This is a genomic window from Streptomyces sp. NPDC107528 (genome assembly GCF_055639295.1).
Map to the genome: position 1 here is coordinate 59,339 of NZ_JBVKAV010000006.1, position 16,404 is coordinate 75,742.

Annotated in this window: 13 protein-coding genes and 1 pseudogene; 3 read left to right on the plus strand and 11 right to left on the minus strand. The window is 70.1% G+C overall.

Annotation, left to right across the window (positions count from 1 at the left end):
* Window positions 1-8: 8 nt before the first annotated feature.
* From ACZ7L5_RS20080 to trhA, 3 genes and pseudogenes are all read right to left on the minus strand, one after another.
* The gene (locus ACZ7L5_RS20080) at window positions 9-638 is read right to left on the minus strand and encodes a TetR/AcrR family transcriptional regulator (RefSeq protein ID WP_471518174.1); all 630 of its coding nucleotides are present in this window, start codon (window positions 636-638) and stop codon (window positions 9-11) included.
* A gap of 5 nt (window positions 639-643) precedes the next feature.
* Window positions 644-2,017 (minus strand): annotated as a pseudogene (locus ACZ7L5_RS20085) (MFS transporter); the annotation flags it as partial.
* 165 nt (window positions 2,018-2,182) lie between these two features.
* On the minus strand, window positions 2,183-2,929 hold the full coding sequence (gene trhA, locus ACZ7L5_RS20090; RefSeq protein WP_471518175.1) for a PAQR family membrane homeostasis protein TrhA: 747 nt from the start codon (window positions 2,927-2,929) through the stop codon (window positions 2,183-2,185).
* A gap of 341 nt (window positions 2,930-3,270) precedes the next feature.
* Here trhA and ACZ7L5_RS20095 point away from each other — a divergent pair, with 341 nt between their 5' ends.
* Complete coding sequence (locus tag ACZ7L5_RS20095; RefSeq protein WP_471518176.1) at window positions 3,271-5,094, plus strand: phosphoenolpyruvate carboxykinase (GTP); 1,824 nt, start codon at window positions 3,271-3,273, stop codon at window positions 5,092-5,094.
* 187 nt (window positions 5,095-5,281) lie between these two features.
* Here the strand turns inward: ACZ7L5_RS20095 and ACZ7L5_RS20100 are convergent, their stop codons facing one another.
* The 6 genes from ACZ7L5_RS20100 to ACZ7L5_RS20125 all read right to left on the minus strand — a co-directional run bounded on the left by ACZ7L5_RS20100 (window position 5,282) and on the right by ACZ7L5_RS20125 (window position 11,741).
* Window positions 5,282-5,890: a hypothetical protein gene (locus ACZ7L5_RS20100; RefSeq protein WP_471518177.1), complete on the minus strand. Its 609-nt coding sequence runs from the start codon at window positions 5,888-5,890 to the stop codon at window positions 5,282-5,284.
* Window positions 5,877-7,457 carry a substrate-binding and vWA domain-containing protein gene (locus tag ACZ7L5_RS20105; RefSeq protein WP_471518178.1) on the minus strand — a complete coding sequence of 527 codons (1,581 nt, stop codon included), beginning with the start codon at window positions 7,455-7,457 and terminating at the stop codon, window positions 5,877-5,879. Before ACZ7L5_RS20105 ends, ACZ7L5_RS20100 begins: the two co-directional genes overlap by 14 nt.
* On the minus strand, window positions 7,454-8,629 hold the full coding sequence (locus ACZ7L5_RS20110; protein WP_363037871.1) for a toxic anion resistance protein: 1,176 nt from the start codon (window positions 8,627-8,629) through the stop codon (window positions 7,454-7,456). Before ACZ7L5_RS20110 ends, ACZ7L5_RS20105 begins: the two co-directional genes overlap by 4 nt.
* Window positions 8,630-8,644: 15 nt before the next feature.
* On the minus strand, window positions 8,645-9,709 hold the full coding sequence (locus ACZ7L5_RS20115; protein WP_384188537.1) for a hypothetical protein: 1,065 nt from the start codon (window positions 9,707-9,709) through the stop codon (window positions 8,645-8,647).
* Between the two features lie 281 nt (window positions 9,710-9,990).
* Complete coding sequence (locus ACZ7L5_RS20120) at window positions 9,991-10,413, minus strand: SCO4983 family protein (protein WP_471518179.1); 423 nt, start codon at window positions 10,411-10,413, stop codon at window positions 9,991-9,993.
* 116 nt (window positions 10,414-10,529) lie between these two features.
* Window positions 10,530-11,741, minus strand: a complete 1,212-nt coding sequence (locus tag ACZ7L5_RS20125) for a pyridoxal phosphate-dependent aminotransferase (protein WP_471518180.1) — start codon at window positions 11,739-11,741, stop codon at window positions 10,530-10,532.
* A 251-nt stretch (window positions 11,742-11,992) separates the two neighbouring features.
* Between ACZ7L5_RS20125 and ACZ7L5_RS20130 the strand changes: the two genes are divergently transcribed.
* Entirely contained in the window at window positions 11,993-12,115 is a 123-nt protein-coding gene (locus tag ACZ7L5_RS20130; RefSeq protein WP_471518181.1) for a hypothetical protein, read from the plus strand.
* A 269-nt stretch (window positions 12,116-12,384) separates the two neighbouring features.
* Window positions 12,385-13,314, plus strand: a complete 930-nt coding sequence (locus tag ACZ7L5_RS20135) for a S1 family peptidase (protein ID WP_471518182.1) — start codon at window positions 12,385-12,387, stop codon at window positions 13,312-13,314.
* 55 nt (window positions 13,315-13,369) lie between these two features.
* On the opposite strand, the gene ACZ7L5_RS20140 is transcribed toward ACZ7L5_RS20135, so the two are convergent.
* Both ACZ7L5_RS20140 and ACZ7L5_RS20145 read right to left on the minus strand, forming a co-directional pair.
* Window positions 13,370-14,992: an N-acyl-D-amino-acid deacylase family protein gene (locus ACZ7L5_RS20140; RefSeq protein ID WP_471518183.1), complete on the minus strand. Its 1,623-nt coding sequence runs from the start codon at window positions 14,990-14,992 to the stop codon at window positions 13,370-13,372.
* Between the two features lie 18 nt (window positions 14,993-15,010).
* Window positions 15,011-16,282, minus strand: a complete 1,272-nt coding sequence (locus ACZ7L5_RS20145) for an amino acid deaminase (RefSeq protein WP_471518184.1) — start codon at window positions 16,280-16,282, stop codon at window positions 15,011-15,013.
* Window positions 16,283-16,404 lie beyond the last annotated feature (122 nt).

The following is a 16,404-nucleotide window of genomic DNA, read 5'->3' on the forward strand; positions in this document are numbered from 1 at the left end:
CTGTGGCCTCAGGGCTTTTCCGGGGCCAGGCCGTGCTCGACGACGTCCAGGGCACGGTCGACCAGGTCGTTGAGGTCGTCCTCGAAGCCGTTCTCGGCCCAGTACAGGGAGACCTCCGCGAGGGCGCCGATGAGGGACATCGTGAAGACCCGCACCTCGAAGCTGTCCCGCGCCCTGCCGGTGCGCTCGGCGATGGCCTCGCCGAGCATCCGGCCGGTGACCGACATGCTCTCCAGCATCCGGGACCGCACCGCGGGGACCTGGACCAACAGGTGGGACCGCAGCCGCACGGCCTCCGGCTCCTCGTCGGTCGCGGCCGCGATGGCCAGCTTCATGACGTACCGCAGCGACTCCATCCACGGCTCGTCCGCCGGCCGCCTGCGCAACTCGTCCAGCAGGATCGGGTCGTACTCGTCCGTGAGGACGATGTCCTCCTTGGTCGGGAAGTAGCGGAAGACCGTTGACGGCGACACCTCGGCACGCTCGGCGATCTGCTCGATCGTGGTGGCGTCGTAGCCCTGCAACTTGATCAGCGCGTACGTCGCGTCGCGGATCGCCGTCCGGGTCTTGATCTTCTTCCGCTCACGAAGCCCCAGCTGGGGACGGTCGGTCAGGGGAGAGGAGTGCGCGGGGGTCATGGGGCTCATTGTCGGGCATCGGCTCCCGCGGCGGCCATGTCCGGGCTCTCGGGCTCACGCGCAGCGGGCGTGCGTGCCGTGCCCGGCAGGAACGCCGCCGCCGGCAGGGCGGAGACGAGGGCCGCGATCCCGCACACCAGAGGCACGACGCCCATGCCGTGGACGTAGGCCCTGTTCGCGGAGGCCGCCGACTCCGCCGGGCCGGCCCGCTCGGCGACGAGGTGCGCCGCGACCACGGACTCCCCGGCGGCGCTCGCGGGCAGCCCGGTGACGTCGAGCCGGTCCCGGAAGGTGCCGGCGAGCAGGCTGCCGAGCAGGGCGATGCCGATCGCACCGCCGACCTGACGCATGTTCATCAGCAGCCCGGATCCTCCCTCACTGCCTTGAAGGCGTGGGGGGACCCCCAGCCGGCGCGGTCGCGGGGCAGGGCGCTCAGGCCGCCGTTCATGGCGGGGATGAGCGAGAGGCCGAAGCCGAGGCCGGTGACGGTGAGCCACAGCGCGACGAATCCGCAGCCGGAATCCGCCGTCGTACGGCTGCCGAGGAGCCCTGCGAAGGCCGGCACCACCAGGCCGGCGCTCACCGCGGCACGCGCACCGAAGCGGGCGACGACCTTCGGCGCGAGGCGGGAGGCGACCAGCAGTCCGCCCATCACCGGCAGCACGAACAGCAGGCCGGTCAGGATGAACGTCACCAGGGTGGCGGCGACCGTGTTGCACAGGAACCTGCGGTGGGTGAGCAGAGTCATGTCGGGCATGGGGCGCTCGACCCGGCGTTCACGCAGCACCAGCGCGGCGATCAGGAGCACGGCGGCCCCGAGCATGCCCAGGACTGGGGGTGCCCCCACGTCTTCAAGACTGTGGGGGAGGGTCGCCCCAGCCGCGGGTGGGCGCCTCGATGATCCCGTGGACGAGGGCGCCGAGCCCGGACGCGGCCAGGGCGGTCGAGACGGTGTCGACCTTGGGGGGAGGCGGGGTCCTTCGTCTCGGGGAGCAGGTAGAGGCAGGCGGTGACGCCGATCGCGGCCATCGGGACGTTGATCAGGAAGACCGAGCCCCACCAGAAGTGGTTCAGCAGCCGGCCGCCGATGGTCGGGCCGAGCGGGCGGCCCAGCGCGGAGGCGGCGGAGGTGATGCCGACGGCCTTGGTGCGCTCCTCGGACCGAGGAGCGTGGGCAGCACGGACAGCGAGAGCGGGGTGACCAGGGCCGCGCCGACGCCCATCACCGCTCGTGCGGCGATCACCGCGGTCACGTCGTCGGCGAGGGCGCCGGCCAGCGACCCGGCGAGGAAGATCCCGAGCCCGGTGATCAGCATCAGTCCCCGCCCGAACCGGTCGCCGAGCAGGCCCGCGGGGAGCATCAGCGCGGCGAAGACGACGCCGAGCACCCATCAGCGGCGAGCATCCGTAGTGAGAGTAGCCCTGAAATGAAAGTGACTCTCTAAAGAGTAAGGCTGTCCATATCCTCCGCCTGTCGACGTTTCTGGACGCGAAAAAGGGCCACGGCCTGGAAGCCGTGGCCCTCGAAGAGGCTGTGCGGTGCGCTACGCGTGCTGGTACGCGACCAGCGAGATCCCGACGTAGTGCACGACGAACGCCGCAAGCGTGAAGGAGTGGAAGACCTCGTGGAAGCCGAACCAGCGCGGTGACGGGTTCGGGCGCTTGATGCCGTAGATCACGCCGCCCGCGCTGTAGAGGAGGCCGCCGACGATCACCAGGACCAGCACCGCGATGCCGCCGGTGCGCATGAAGTCCGGCAGGAAGAAGACGGCCGCCCAGCCCATCGCGATGTAGCAGGGGGTGTAGAGCCAGCGCGGGGCGCCGACCCAGAACACCCGGAAGACGATGCCCGCCGCGGCCGCGCCCCAGATGCCCCACAGCAGCCACTGTCCCTTGGCGCCCGGCAGCAGCAGCATCGTCAGCGGGGTGTACGTGCCAGCGATGATCAGGAAGATGTTGGCGTGATCGAGTCGGCGCAGGACGCCGTCCATGCGCGGGCTCCAGTTGCCCCGGTGGTACAGCGCGCTCACGCCGAACAGCAGGCAGGCCGTGAGGGCGTAGATCCCGCAGGCGAGACGGCCCCGGGGTGAGTCCGCCAGGGCGGTGAGTACCAGGCCCGCGACGAGCGCGGCCGGGAACATGCCGAGGTGCAGCCAGCCGCGGAGTCTGGGCTTGATCTCGTCCGAGAGCTGCTGGGCGTGGTGTGCGATCTGGTGCGGCAGGGAGGGCGCGCCGGAGTCGCGGCCGGCGGCCGGCGTGTCCGAATGTGCGTCGGGGACGGGCGCAGTCATGCCCTGCATCGTACCTACGGAACCGTAAGTTACGTATCAGGGCGGCGAGATGGGCGCCCGGAAGTGGCCATCGTCTCATGGGGTACCCGCCAGCGCCGCACCCGGGGTGAAGCAATGGTGACGCATTGAAAACATCCGGATGAGTGGCGATGCTCACGCCGCTCACCTGTGACGCCCTCTGGACATATGCGCAGTAGCGTCGGATGATCAAATGAGTGCGGTCGGCACCGGATGAGCGCGGAAGATCCACGGCAGATCAGTCCGCGAAGCATCCGGGTCGCGGCCCCCACGGGGCATACAAGGGCATATTCAGGACAAAAACCCCTCATTTAGGAGCAACCGTGGCGCGCGACATCGCGGCTCCCCCCGTCGTACCCACCACCCACCGGGAGCTGGTCTCGTGGGTGAACGAGATCGCTGAACTGACGCAGCCGGACAGCGTGGTCTGGTGCGACGGATCCGAGGCCGAGTACGAGCGTCTGTCCGAGGAGCTCGTCGCGAAGGGCACCTTCAAGAAGCTCGACCCGATCAAGCGCCCCAACTCGTACTACGCGGCCTCCGACCCGACCGACGTCGCCCGCGTCGAGGACCGGACCTTCATCTGCTCCGAGAAGGAGGAGGACGCAGGCCCGACCAACCACTGGAAGGACCCCGCCGAGATGCGGGAGATCTTCGCCGGTGAGAAGGGCGTCTTCCGCGGATCGATGCGCGGCCGGACGATGTACGTCGTCCCGTTCTGCATGGGCCCCCTCGGCTCCGACCTCTCCGCGATCGGCGTCGAGATCACCGACTCCGCCTACGTCGCGGTCTCCATGCGCACCATGACCCGCATGGGTCAGCCCGTCCTCGACGAGCTCGGTGAGGACGGCTTCTTCGTGAAGGCCGTGCACACGCTCGGAGCGCCGCTGGAGGCGGGCGAGCAGGACGTGCCCTGGCCGTGCAACAGCACCAAGTACATCTCCCACTTCCCCGAGACCCGCGAGATCTGGTCCTACGGCTCCGGCTACGGCGGCAACGCCCTGCTCGGCAAGAAGTGCTACGCCCTGCGCATCGCCTCCGTGATGGCCCGCGACGAGGGCTGGCTGGCCGAGCACATGCTGGTCCTCAAGCTCACCCCGCCGCAGGGCGAGGCCAAGTACGTCGCCGCCGCCTTCCCGAGCGCCTGCGGCAAGACCAACCTCGCCATGCTGGAGCCCACGATCTCCGGCTGGACCGTCGAGACGATCGGCGACGACATCGCCTGGATGCGCTTCGGCGAGGACGGCCGGCTGTACGCCATCAACCCCGAGGCCGGCTTCTTCGGCGTCGCGCCCGGCACCGGTGAGCACACCAACGCCAACGCGATGAAGACGCTGTGGGGCAACTCGGTTTTCACCAACGTGGCCCTCACCGACGACAACGACATCTGGTGGGAGGGCATGACGGAGGAGACTCCGGCCCACCTGACGGACTGGAAGGGCAACGACTGGACGCCGGGCAGCGAGACGCCGGCCGCCCACCCGAACGCCCGCTTCACCGTCCCCGCCGCCCAGTGCCCGATCATCGCGCCCGAGTGGGAGGACCCCAAGGGCGTGCCGATCTCGGCGATCCTGTTCGGTGGCCGCCGTGCCACGGCCGTCCCCCTGGTCACGGAGTCCTTCGACTGGAACCACGGCGTCTTCCTCGGCGCCAACGTGGCCAGCGAGAAGACCGCCGCCGCCGAGGGCAAGGTCGGCGAGCTGCGCCGCGACCCGTTCGCGATGCTGCCGTTCTGCGGCTACAACATGGGCGACTACATGGGCCACTGGGTCGACGTCGCCAAGGACAAGGACCAGGCGAAGCTCCCGAAGATCTACTACGTCAACTGGTTCCGCAAGAACGACGAGGGCAAGTTCGTCTGGCCCGGCTTCGGCGAGAACAGCCGCGTCCTGAAGTGGATCGTCGAGCGCCTCGACGGCAAGGCCGAAGGCGTCGAGACCCCCATCGGCATCCTGCCGGCCAAGGGCGCCCTGGACACGAACGGCCTGGAACTGGCCGACTCCGACCTGGACTTCCTCCTCACCGTCGACAAGGAGGTCTGGCGGGAGGAGGCCGCGCTCGTCCCCGACCACCTGAACACCTTCGGCGACCACACGCCCAAGGAGCTGTGGGACGAGTACCGCGCTCTGGTGCGGCGCCTGGGCTGACCCAGCCCCCAAAGACGCCGCGGCCGGCTCCGATTGTGCCCTGACCAGCAATATCGTCACGGCCGGCCGCGGTGACAGCACCACAGACCGGCGAGGTTCCGTACAACGACGTGCGGGGCTGTGGGCCTGTCGTCGCACGCTCCCGTCCGCCCCGACGGGAGCAACGCGACGACAGGCCCTCGCCAGCTCACAGCGTCCCGCCCCGGCCCTCCAGATACCGGGTGTGGGTCTCCTGGCGGCGGGCCTCCACCTCGTGCAGGCTCGCCGCCAGGCGCTCGGCGTCCTTCTTCAGCAGGCCGAGCTGGCGCTCCAGATGCAGCTCGGGGGACTCGGTTCCCGGCGTCATCCGCGTCCACCAGCGCGTCCGTACGAAGCTGTCGACGGCCTCGGGGAGATCGCGCCGCACGATCCGGGAGAGCACGTGCACGCCCTCCGGGTCGTGGGTGAGCAGCTCGGCGACCCAGCCGCGGTCCAGCAACGCGGTGAGCAGCTCGGTGAGTTCACGCAGCCGGGCCGCTGCCGTGACCGACAGCTCGATGTCCGCCAGATAGCCGCGCAGCTTCTCGAAGTCGCCCCGCACCTCGTCGAGCTGGGCCGACGGGCCCGGGAAGTCGGGCGGCGCGGGCCGCTCCGGCGGGGCGATCAGCGCGCCCGCGCCGTACAGACCGGCGACGACGACGGGCCAGTACGGTCCCGCGACGCCCGTGAAGGTCAGTACGATGCCGACCAGCCCGCACGCGCTTCCGGCGATGTTCTTGCGGGACTCCAGGTACGCGAACGCCTTACTGGTAGCCACGGATCTCCTCGAAGGCGCCGTCCAGCGAGCCCTCCTGGGCGTCGAAGAGGCGGCCGCCGGTCAGCTCGGCGATGTGCTCCAGCTCGGAGCGGTCGGAGTCGCCGAAGAGGATGGGGAAGACGGGCGTCTCCCGCCGGTCGCGGTCGAGCCCCGCGTAGAAGGAGTCGAAGTCCGCCGCCTTGTCGCCGGTGGTGTTCTCGCCGTCCGTCATCAGCACGATCGACGTGAAGGTGTCCTGGGAACGGCCGGCGCCCAGATGCCGGTACGCCTTCTCCAGCGAGGTGTAGATCGCCGTGTCGCCCTCGGCGCTCAGCGCGTCGGTCTCCTCGCGGATCCCGGCGAGCCCGGCCTTCGGGTCGGCCGGATCGACGACATGCGTGGCCACGCTCTTCACATCGGAACCGAAGGGCATCAGCGTGACCTCCTCGCGTTCACGGAAGTCGCCGGTGAGGTCGGAGAGCGCCTGCTTCAGCTGCTCCAGCCGGTCGCCCTCCATCGAGCCCGAGGTGTCGAGGACGTAGACCGTCCTGGACGGGCGGCGCAGCTCGTTCTCGTACGAGTCGAGCAGGCCGTCGGCCACGGAACGGCTGCCCGGGAAGGGCAGTTCGCGCCGCCTGCTGGTGTCGAGGCCGGGTCCGGGGCGGACGGAGGCGACGACGGGGCGGCGGTGAGTGCGCTCGGTGATCAGCCGCTGGAGGTCGTCGGTGCGCAGGGCCTCGGTGACACGGCGGACGTCCTCGCGGGTGGCGGCGTCGGTGGACGCGAGGGAGGACATCGGGTAGTCGGCGGTGACGAGGCCGTCCTTGGGGCGGATCACGGTCAGGCCCGGGATGCCCTTGAGGACGGACTCGTAGTTGAGCAGCGCGTCGACGTTCCCGCGCCGCTCGTACGCCGCCGCCAGCCAGCCCGACGAACCCGACGTCAGCTTCTGCCCCTTGAAGAACTCCTTCAGGCGGGGCGTGGCCTTGGTGACGTCGGCGTCGGTGAGCGCGGACTGGGCGCCGGAGAGGGCCGAGGCCACCGAAACGAGCGTGGCGAAACCTGAGTTGGAACGGGCCGGGTCGGTCATGCCGTACGTCAGCCTGCCGTCCTGGACGGCCTGCTCGATCTGCGACCACGTGACGTCATCCGGCTTCCAGCCGAGCCGGCCGAGGGTGGTGGTCCTGACCCCCAGGGCGACCGGGCTCGACATGACCGGCGTCTCCGACACGACCTTCTTCGCCGCGTCGGGGCGCAGCCGCAGATAGTCGTTGGAGGACAGCCACAGGGCGTCGTACTCCCCGTCCACCTTGCCCTTCGCCAGCATCTCGACGGCGTCGAGAGTGCCCATGTACGTGGGCCGGATCCTGACGCCCGTGTCGCCGGCGATCCGGTCGAGGACCGGGGTCATGTCACTGAGCTCGCTGGAGGCGAGGACACGCAGGGTGCCGGGCTGCGGAGCGTTCGGGTCCGGGTCGTCGGTGCCCTTCTGCGCGGTGCAGCCCGCCAGCAGCGCCACCGCCGCGAGCGCGACGGCGAGCAGGCGCCCGGGGCGTCGAGTGTGTCGGGTGTATGGGGTGTGTCTCATCCGAGGCCGCCCTCCAGCGCGCCCTGCGAGCGGCTGCGCTCCAAGTAGGCGCTCGCGTGCTGCAGTTCGGCGGTCAGGTTCTCCACCGTCGTCGCCATCGCCTCGGTCGCCTGCACCTTGTAGGTGTCGATGGCGTCAAGGGTGCGGTAGATCTGCTGGAAGGCCGAGCGCAGGGTCTCGGCGCCGACGGCCGGGTCGGCGGCGATGCGCTGGATCTCGCCGCTCTGCGTGGCGAGCATCTCGGCGTTGCCCCGGATGAGGTCCTCGGTCGTGCCGCGCAGGGCGTTGACCTGTTCGATGACCTTCTTCTGGTTGTCGAGGGCGGACGCCAGCATCACGGAGATGCGCAGCGCCGAGACGGTCGTGGTCGCGGCCCGGTCGACGCCCTTGATCAGTTCCTCGTTGTTGCGTCGTACGACGTCCATGGCGAGGTAGCCCTGCGCGCACACCGCGAGCTGGGTGAGCAGGTCCTGGTGCTTCTGCCGGACGGGGAAGAGGATGTCGGCCCGGAGGTTGTCCGCCTGCGCGGGGTCCTGTGTCTCCACGCCGGTGATGTGCTGCCCGACGGCCGTGTCCAGGGCTTCCGTCAGGACGACGTACTCCTGGAGCTTGCCCATGGTCTCCCAGAGCCGCACCCGCTCGGTCTGCAGGGCGGCGTTGTCACGGCGGAGCTCGTCCTGCCCGCCCCGCAGCGACCCGACGATCTTGTTGAGGGTCCCCTGGGCCGAGGCGTACTTGGCGACGTGGTCGCGCAGTTTGTTGCCGCCGGGAAGCCTGGAGAGGAACTTGCGCCCCTTGGAGGCGGGCAGGTCCCGCGGGTCCAGGTCCTCCACGACCCGCCGCAGTTCCACGAGCGAGCCCGCGACCTGCGACTGGGCGTCCCCGCCCTGGTCCGGCAGACTGCGGATGGTCCGCTCCAGCATGCGGTTGGACTGCGCCGCGGCGCTGCGCATCTCGCCGGCGCCGAGGCCGGTGATCTCACCGACCTTGCCGGCGAACTCGGGGGAGCGGGCGTCGAGCGCCGCGAGCCCCTCCACGTACGCGGATGCCTTCTTCGCCATGTCCGTGCGGACGCCCTCGTCGACCGGGACGAGTCCGCCGGCCTTCTCGCGCGGCACGGTGGCCACGGGCTCGGGCGGAGTGAGGACGAAATCGTCGTCGCTGTTGTTCATGAGGTGCTGCCCCCCTTATCCGCGCGCCCGTCGCGCCAGCTCGTGCAGCACCTTGGCGGTGGGCACGGGCGCCTGGCGGACGCCGGTCAGTTCCTTCTTGAGATACGTCGTGTCCGAGGCGAACTCGGTGACCTCGCCCTGCGGGCGGAACCCGTGCTTGACCTCCAGCGCCCGCAACTTCGGGTCCGTGGCGAGGAGTTCGGCGACCGCCTTGCCGTTCTCGGTGAGCGGTACGGCCGTGTGGTCGCTGTTGACCGTGGTGTCGGGGTAGAGGACGACCAGGTCGCCCTGCTGCTGCCCGTCCGTCAGCAGCGAGGCCACCTGGGACTCGTAGACCACGACGAGAGGATTGCCGGCCCCGCTGACGAAGTCGCGGAAGGCGGCGTCGCTGCTGGACTGCTGGGCGCCCTGCACACTGACCAGCTTGTGCAGCAGCGGTGAGGTGCGGTCCACCTCGGCGCCGGAGGCGACGACCTTGCCGCCGTTCGCGACGTAGGAGGCCGCGGCGAGGTAGAGGGCGCCGGAGTTGGAGGTCTCGGGGTCGGTGCTGGACAGGTAGAGCGTGCCCGTCAACTCCCCGTACTTCCCGGCGCCCTTGAGCTGCTGCCAGGTGCGGTCGGCGCGGGCGGCGTCCAGATAGGCGGCCATCGCGAAGGTGCCGCGGTGCTCGGTGTCCAGGGTGGCGAGCTTGTTCGCCGCGAGCACCTCGGCGGCGCTCTTGTGCGCCACGACGACGAGGGGCGAGTAGAAGGGGCGGGGGAGAGTCCCCGTCACCTTGTACTTCGCGGCGAGTTCGGCGGCCGGCGCCTGGCTCGACGGCAGTGCGAGGTCGTACCCCGCGAGGTCGAGTCCCTCCATGGCCCAGGACCCGGAGGTCTCGGCCTTCACGGTGTAGCCCTTGGCGGCGAGGGCCCGCACCACGTCGGGATCGGCGAAGAACTCCGCCTTCTCCGATCCGATCACCGCGCGCACGGTCTTCGTTGCCGTGCTCGTGTCCCCATCACTGCGGCCCGCGACGACGGCGGCCACCACGCCACCGATCAGCAACACCGCGAGGACGATTCCTGCGATTCGTCTCACGCCGGGGAGAGTGCTCGCGGAATCCAACGTTCCCCGCCGCGGGGGGTGAACGAGGGGTGTATTACCGGTCCCGGTATGCCACGGGTCGGGCAACGCGGCTTTTGTCTTTTGCCTTCAGGGGCGCGGGGAACTGCGCGACATGCCACAGACAACCCGCAGCCGCCGCACGACACGGACCATCACGGCGAACGGGCGAACCCGGCCGAAGCCAGCGCAGTGCTGTGGCACCCGGTCCGCGCGTCGCTGCGGGTGCACGCGGACCGGGGCCGTTCGAGGGGGTGTCAGCCGACGCCGGTCAGCTCCTGCGACTCGGGCTGCGCGGCGGCGTGCGCGTCCATCCGCTCGGCGGCGAGGATCGCGGCAGCGGTGTCCGCCCGGGAGGCCGCGACGACCAGCGCCCGCCCCGCCAGGGCATGCGCCCGGTGATGCAGCGCCGCGAGCCTCGCGTCACCGCCGGCGGCAGCCGCGCGGGCCGGCGCACGTCCGCCCCGCAGCCGGGCCACCTGCCCGGCGAGCCGCTCGGCGGCCTCGTCGAGGTCGGTGGACGGGGCCTGCGCACGCAGCTCGTCGGTGACGGCGAGCAGCGCCGCGAGGTGGCCCGCGAGCTGGATGTCCAGCTCCTCCTCGCGCGACCGGTGGGGGAAGTCGGAGGTGGTGCCGGCCATCGTGCTGTGGACCGACTTGGTGCGGATCGGTTCGTACATGGGGATGGCCTCCTGTGCTCTGACAGGAAACCATCCTAGCTTAGATTTCGTCTAAAGTTGAGCGCGTCACAAAACAGGGGCGCCCGCACACGCAGCGTGAACGCCCGTCCGGGCCGTCAGGGCTGGCCGTACCCGTCGAGGAACCGCCCGATCCGTCCCATCGCGTCCCGCAGGTCCGTGACCGTCGGCAGGGTCACCACCCGGAAGTGATCCGACTCGGGCCAGTTGAAGCCCGTGCCCTGAACGACCATGATCTTCTCGCTCCGCAGCAGGTCCAGGACCATCTGCCGGTCATCCTTGATCTTGAAGACCTTCGGGTCGAGGCGCGGGAAGAGATACAGCGCCCCCTTCGGCCGAACGCAGGTCACGCCGGGGATCCGCGTCAGCAGCTCGTACGCGACATCCATCTGCTCCTTCAGCCGCCCCCCGGGCAGCACCAGGTCATTGATGGTCTGCCGCCCGCTGAGCGCGGCCACGACACCGTGCTGACCGGGCATGTTCGCGCACAGTCGCATGTTCGCGAGGATGGTGAGGCCCTCGATGTAGGAGTCGGCGTGGGCGCGCGGGCCCGAGATCGACATCCAGCCCACCCGGTACCCGGCGACCCGGTAGGCCTTCGACATGCCGTTGAAGGTGAGGGTGAGCAAGTCGGGAGCGACGGCGGCCGTGGGCGTGTGGGTGGCGTCGTCGTACAGGATCTTGTCGTAGATCTCGTCGGAGCAGACGAGGAGGTTGTGCCGCCGGGCGATGTCCGTCAGCCCTCGCAGCATGGCCTCGTCGTACACGGCCCCCGTCGGGTTGTTGGGGTTGATGATGACGATGGCCTTGGTGCGGTCGGTGACCCTGCGCTCGACGTCGGCGAGGTCGGGCATCCAGTCGGACTGCTCGTCGCACCGGTAGTGCACGGCGGTACCGCCGGACAGGGAGACGGCGGCGGTCCACAGCGGATAGTCCGGCGCGGGCACCAGGACCTCGTCCCCGTCGTCGAGGAGCCCCTGCATCGCCATGACGATCAGCTCGGAGACGCCGTTGCCGATGAAGACGTGCTCGACGTCCGTCTCGATGCCGAGGGTCTGGTTGTGCATGACGACCGCGCGGCGTGCGGCCAGCAGTCCCTTGGCGTCCCCGTATCCGTGGGCCGAGGACACGTTCCGGAGGACGTCCTCCAGGATCTCGGGCGGGCACTCGAAGCCGAACGCCGCCGGGTTGCCGGTGTTGAGCTTGAGGATGCGGTGACCTGCTGCTTCCAGCCGCATCGCCTCCTCGAGCACCGGGCCCCGGATCTCGTAACAGACGTTGGCGAGCTTGGTCGACTGGATCACCTGCATGTCAAGGAGCTTACGGCTCGGTAACGCGGCTTGCGTCGTGTTTTCCGACACGTGAGACGCGGGGGTTTGGGTTGTTATCACCGATAGCTGCCCCACACCCCCTCCCATCTCTGGAAGCCGCGCCCCGGCGGGATCCGGCAGCCGACGCGCCCGAGGGGCCGCCAAACGTGTACCACCCGCACTGGCGTCGAGGGGGCCCGCAGCGGTGCGGGCCCCCTCGAGTCTCAGACGAGGCGTGGGCTCGTCAGCCGATGGCCATCTTGTACTTCCAGCCGCCGGAACTGTTGCTGACGATCTCGACGCCCGCGTGCGGCATCTCCCCCCGGGACCTGCCGGCCGAGGCGATGGTCGTCCGGGTGCTCTACCACTCCTGAGCGGCGCCGACGGGGCTCCTCCGGTTCCCGGGTCCACTCGAACTCCACACATCGGGACCCGGATCGTGGTGATCCCCGCCCCTCCCGTGAACGTCCTGCGCCGCCCTCTCCGCACTCCCCATTCACCGTGATAGGGAATCCCCTACGGGTTGAACTCACGGGTAACCAACTCCTTGTCCGCACCCCCCTCGTGCGTGACAATGCGCATGACAAACACGTGGGTGACCGGAGGTTTTCCGGTCACCTTCTCCGTATGAGGGGACCCCCACATGAGAAAACCTCTCGGCGCCGCCCTCCTCGCCCTGGCGATAGCCGGGGCCGGCGCCGTACCCGCGGCTGCGGCTCCCGTGAACTCGGCCGAGTCCTTCGGCAAGGGCGCGGACACCGACTCGGTCACCTCCCTGGTCCGGGACACCGTCACGTCCACCACGGAGAGCCTCAACCAGGTCCTGAACCCCAAGGTCCAGGCCGTCAACTTCGCGGGCACCGTCTCGCTCAGCAACTGCTCCGGCTCCGTCGTCCGCTTCTCCGACTCGGAGGACAACGACCCGGCGCTGGTGATGTCCAACGGCCACTGTCTGGAGACCGGCATGCCGGGACCCGGCGAGGTCGTCGTCGACCGGGCCTCCAGCCGGACGTTCGGTCTGCTCAACGCCTCCGGGAGCCGGGTGGCCAACCTGCGCGCCAGCAAGATCGCGTACGGGGCGATGACCGACACGGACGTGGCGATCTATCAGCTCACCACCACGTACGGGCAGATCAAGAGCTCGTACGGCATCGACGCGCTCACCATGGCCGACACCCACCCCGTCGCCGGTACCGCCATCACCGTGGCCTCCGGTTACTGGAAGCGGCTGTACAGCTGCAACATCGACGGGTTCGCGTACCGCCTCAAGGAAGGCGACTGGACCTTCAAGGACTCGGTCCGCTACACCTCCGCCTGCAACACCATCGGCGGCACGTCCGGCTCCCCCGTCATCGACCAGGCCACCAACAAGGTCGTCGCCGTCAACAACACCGGCAACGAGGACGGCCAGCGCTGCACGGTCAACAACCCGTGCGAGGTCGACGAGAGCGGCAACGTCACCGTCCACCAGGGCATCAATTACGCCCAGCAGATCTACCAGATCCCCGCCTGCTTCGGCGTCGACAACAAGCTCGACCTGAACGCGAGCGGGTGCGTGCTGCCCAAGCCGTAGCCGCAGTCGTAGCCACGGCCCGCGCGGCGGGCGGTCCCCAGGTCACTGAGACAGTTCACGGTGTCCTGCGGACCGCCCGCCCCGCCAGTACGTCCGTCCGGCGCCCGTCCTCGATCACGAAACGGCCGTCGACGAGGACGTACGGGATGCCCGTCGGGAGCCTTCTCGGCTCCTCGAACGTCGACCCCGCCGCCACCGTCCGCGGGTCGAACAGCACCAGGTCCGCCCGGTAGCCCTCGCGGACCAGCCCCCGGTCCGGCAGCCGCAGCCGCGCCGCCGGACGCGCGGTCAGATGGGCCACGCACTCCTCCAGGGACAGCACGCCCAACTCCCGTACGTAGTGGCCGAGATAGTGCGGGAACGTGCCGTACGCGCGCGGATGCGGCTTCGTGCCCTGCAGGATGCCGTCCGAGCCGCCCGTGTGGACGCGGTGGCGCATGATCGTCCGTACGTTCTCCTCATGGCCGACATGCTGGAGGATCGTCGAGCCCAGCCGGTCCTGAAGGAGCAGCCCGCGCGCGGTCACCCAAGGTGCCTCGCCCCGCGCGTCCGCGGACTGCTGGATCGTACGGCCGACGAAGTCCCCGAGCGCCGGGTCGGTCACGCCCGAGATCTCGATCGTGTCCCACTCGATGGGCACGCCGTGGCAGCCGTCAGCGCCGATGACCTCCATGTGGTGGCGGATGCGCTCGGCCGTGCCGTCGTCCGACAGGCGGGCCAGGATCGCCTCCGGGCCGCCCTCGCTCGCCCAGCTCGGCAGCATCGCCACGAGGGTCGTGCAGCCGGGGGTGTAGGGGTAGGTGTCGAGGGAGATGTCGGCACCGGCCGACAGTGCCTCGTCCAGGAGCTTCAGCAGGTCCGGGGCCCTGCCCTCGTTCACGCCGAAGTTCATCGTGGCGTGGGCGAGATGGAGCGCGCAGCCCGCCTCCCGCGTCAGCGCCACCATCTCCTCGTACGCCTCCAGGGCCCCGGCCCCGTAGGAGCGGTGGTGCGGGCAGTAGTAGCCGCCGTACGACGCCACCACCCGGCACAGCTCCGTCAGTTCCGCGTCCTTGGCGTACATGCCGGGCGTGTACGTCAGCCCGGACGACATGCCGACCGCGCCCTGTTCCATGCCCTGCGCGACCAGCTGCCGCATCCGGTCCAGCTCGTCCGGCGTCGCCTCGCGGTCCTCCCAGCCGACGGCGAGGGCGCGGACCGTCCCCTGCGGGATCAGGTACGCCGCGTTGACGGCGATGCCCCGGCCTTCGAAACCGGCGTCGAGGCGGTCCAGGTACTCGCCGACCGTCCGCCAGTCGAAGTCGATGTCGTCGCCGGAGCCGTTCCAGCCGGTGATCGCGCGGCGGACCTCCGCGAGGGTGCGGTCGTCGACGGGGGCGTACGACAGCCCGTCCTGGCCGATGACTTCGAGGGTGACCCCCTGCGCCGCCTTCGCGCTGTGGTCGGGGTCCCTCAGCAGCGCCAGGTCGCTGTGGGCGTGCATGTCGACGAAGCCGGGGGAGAGGACGAGGCCCTCCGCGTCCAGCTCCCTGCGGGCCTTGGGCCGTTGGCAGCCGGCCGCTGCCGCCTCCTGGACGATCGACACGATCCTGCCGCCGTCCACGACGACATCGGCGCGGTAGGACGGGCCGCCGCTGCCGTCGACGACGTCCGCGTCCCGGATCACCAGCTCTTCCATGGCTGACGCCTCCCTGTCCTAGAAGAACGTGCGGATGTAGTCGACGACCGTCCCGTCCGCCTCGGCGACCGGAATCAGCTGCCACTTGTCGAACGACGTGCACGGGTGGGACAGCCCCATGCCGAGCCAGTCCCCGACCTCCAGGTCCGCCTCCTCGGTCGTCCGCAGCCACGCGTGCTGGTCGGACAGGGCGGTCACAAAGATGCCGGTGGCCGGGCGCTCGGGTCCGTCGCGCCGGACCACCTGGGCGAAGGGCAGGTCGAGGTCGTACGCCGCGTCGCGCTTGCCCGCGTTGACGAAGGCCTGGTCGGGGGTGGGGCGGGAGACGACCTGGGCCCACAGGCGGAAGGCGGGTTCGAGGGCGCCCTCCTGCGGGACCCGGTTGAACGGGGTGAGCTTGCGGTAGTGGCCGTCGTCGTGCGAGACGTACGCGCCCGAGCGCAGCAACTTCAGTACGGGGAGCGACAGTCCGGGGATCTCGTCGAAGACGTCGGCCACCGCGTCGAACCACGCGCTGCCGCCCGCGCTGACGACGATCTCGTCGAGGCCGGCGAACCGGCCGGACTTGTCGAACTCGGCCGCGAGCAAGACGAGCCGCCGCAGCCACGCGTGCACCCGCTCGGGGTTCGCGTCCGGCACCTCGCCCTCGTACCCGGCGACGCCGACCAGCCGCAGCGTCGGAACGGCGGCCACCGCGTCCGCGACGGCCGCGCACTCCGCCTCCGTACGGACACCGGTACGGGCGCCGTCACCGGCCGCCAGCTCCACGACGACGTCCAGCGGGCGGGTGGCCCCGGCGCCGCTCAGCGCCGCGTCCATCTGCTGCACGCCGCGCACGGAGTCGACGTAACAGATGAGCCGGAACTCCGGATCGGCGGTCAGCTCACCGGCGATCCAGCGCAGGGCGGCGGCGTCCACCAGCTCGTTCGCCAGGAAGATCCGCTCGGTGCCGTACGCCCGCGCCACCCGCACCTGGTGCGGTACGGCGAGGGTGATGCCCCACGCCCCGTGCTCGATCTGCCGCTGGAACAGCTGCGGGGCCATGGAGGTCTTGCCGTGCGGGGCGAAGGCGAGGCCGTGCCGGGTGGCGTACGTCTCCATGAGGTCGAGGTTGTGCTCCAGGCGCTCGGCGGAGAGGGCCAGCACGGGGGTGGCGAAGCCGTCGGTGAAGAGGTTGCGGCGCTGGGCGGCCAGTTCGGCGACGGTGAGGCCGTCGGCGTCCGGCGGGAGGCCCTTGAAGCGGTGGTCGACGCGTTCCTCGGCCAGGCGGGCGAGTGCCTCGTTGCTCATGGAACCTCCCTGATCTGGGGAGTTGCATTCTCTGCAACATCCATTGCGTATATCGCTTACCGCTGTCTAACATCTCGGCGAACCGCGGGTCAACGAAGTCCGCGTCCCACGCAACCGCCGAG

What these genes read in the sequence shown, in the direction of transcription:
- trhA (WP_471518175.1), bottom strand. Translation starts at nt 2,929, where the DNA reads ATGACTGCGCCCGTCCCCGACGCACATTCGGACACGCCGGCCGCCGGC.
- ACZ7L5_RS20125 (WP_471518180.1), bottom strand. Translation starts at nt 11,741, where the DNA reads ATGCAGGTGATCCAGTCGACCAAGCTCGCCAACGTCTGTTACGAGATC.
- ACZ7L5_RS20080 (WP_471518174.1), bottom strand. Translation starts at nt 638, where the DNA reads ATGACCCCCGCGCACTCCTCTCCCCTGACCGACCGTCCCCAGCTGGGG.
- ACZ7L5_RS20145 (WP_471518184.1), bottom strand. Translation starts at nt 16,282, where the DNA reads ATGAGCAACGAGGCACTCGCCCGCCTGGCCGAGGAACGCGTCGACCAC.
- ACZ7L5_RS20110 (WP_363037871.1), bottom strand. Translation starts at nt 8,629, where the DNA reads ATGAACAACAGCGACGACGATTTCGTCCTCACTCCGCCCGAGCCCGTG.
- ACZ7L5_RS20105 (WP_471518178.1), bottom strand. Translation starts at nt 7,457, where the DNA reads ATGAGACACACCCCATACACCCGACACACTCGACGCCCCGGGCGCCTG.
- ACZ7L5_RS20130 (WP_471518181.1), top strand. Translation starts at nt 11,993, where the DNA reads ATGGCCATCTTGTACTTCCAGCCGCCGGAACTGTTGCTGACGATCTCG.
- ACZ7L5_RS20140 (WP_471518183.1), bottom strand. Translation starts at nt 14,992, where the DNA reads ATGGAAGAGCTGGTGATCCGGGACGCGGACGTCGTCGACGGCAGCGGC.
- ACZ7L5_RS20135 (WP_471518182.1), top strand. Translation starts at nt 12,385, where the DNA reads ATGAGAAAACCTCTCGGCGCCGCCCTCCTCGCCCTGGCGATAGCCGGG.
- ACZ7L5_RS20120 (WP_471518179.1), bottom strand. Translation starts at nt 10,413, where the DNA reads ATGTACGAACCGATCCGCACCAAGTCGGTCCACAGCACGATGGCCGGC.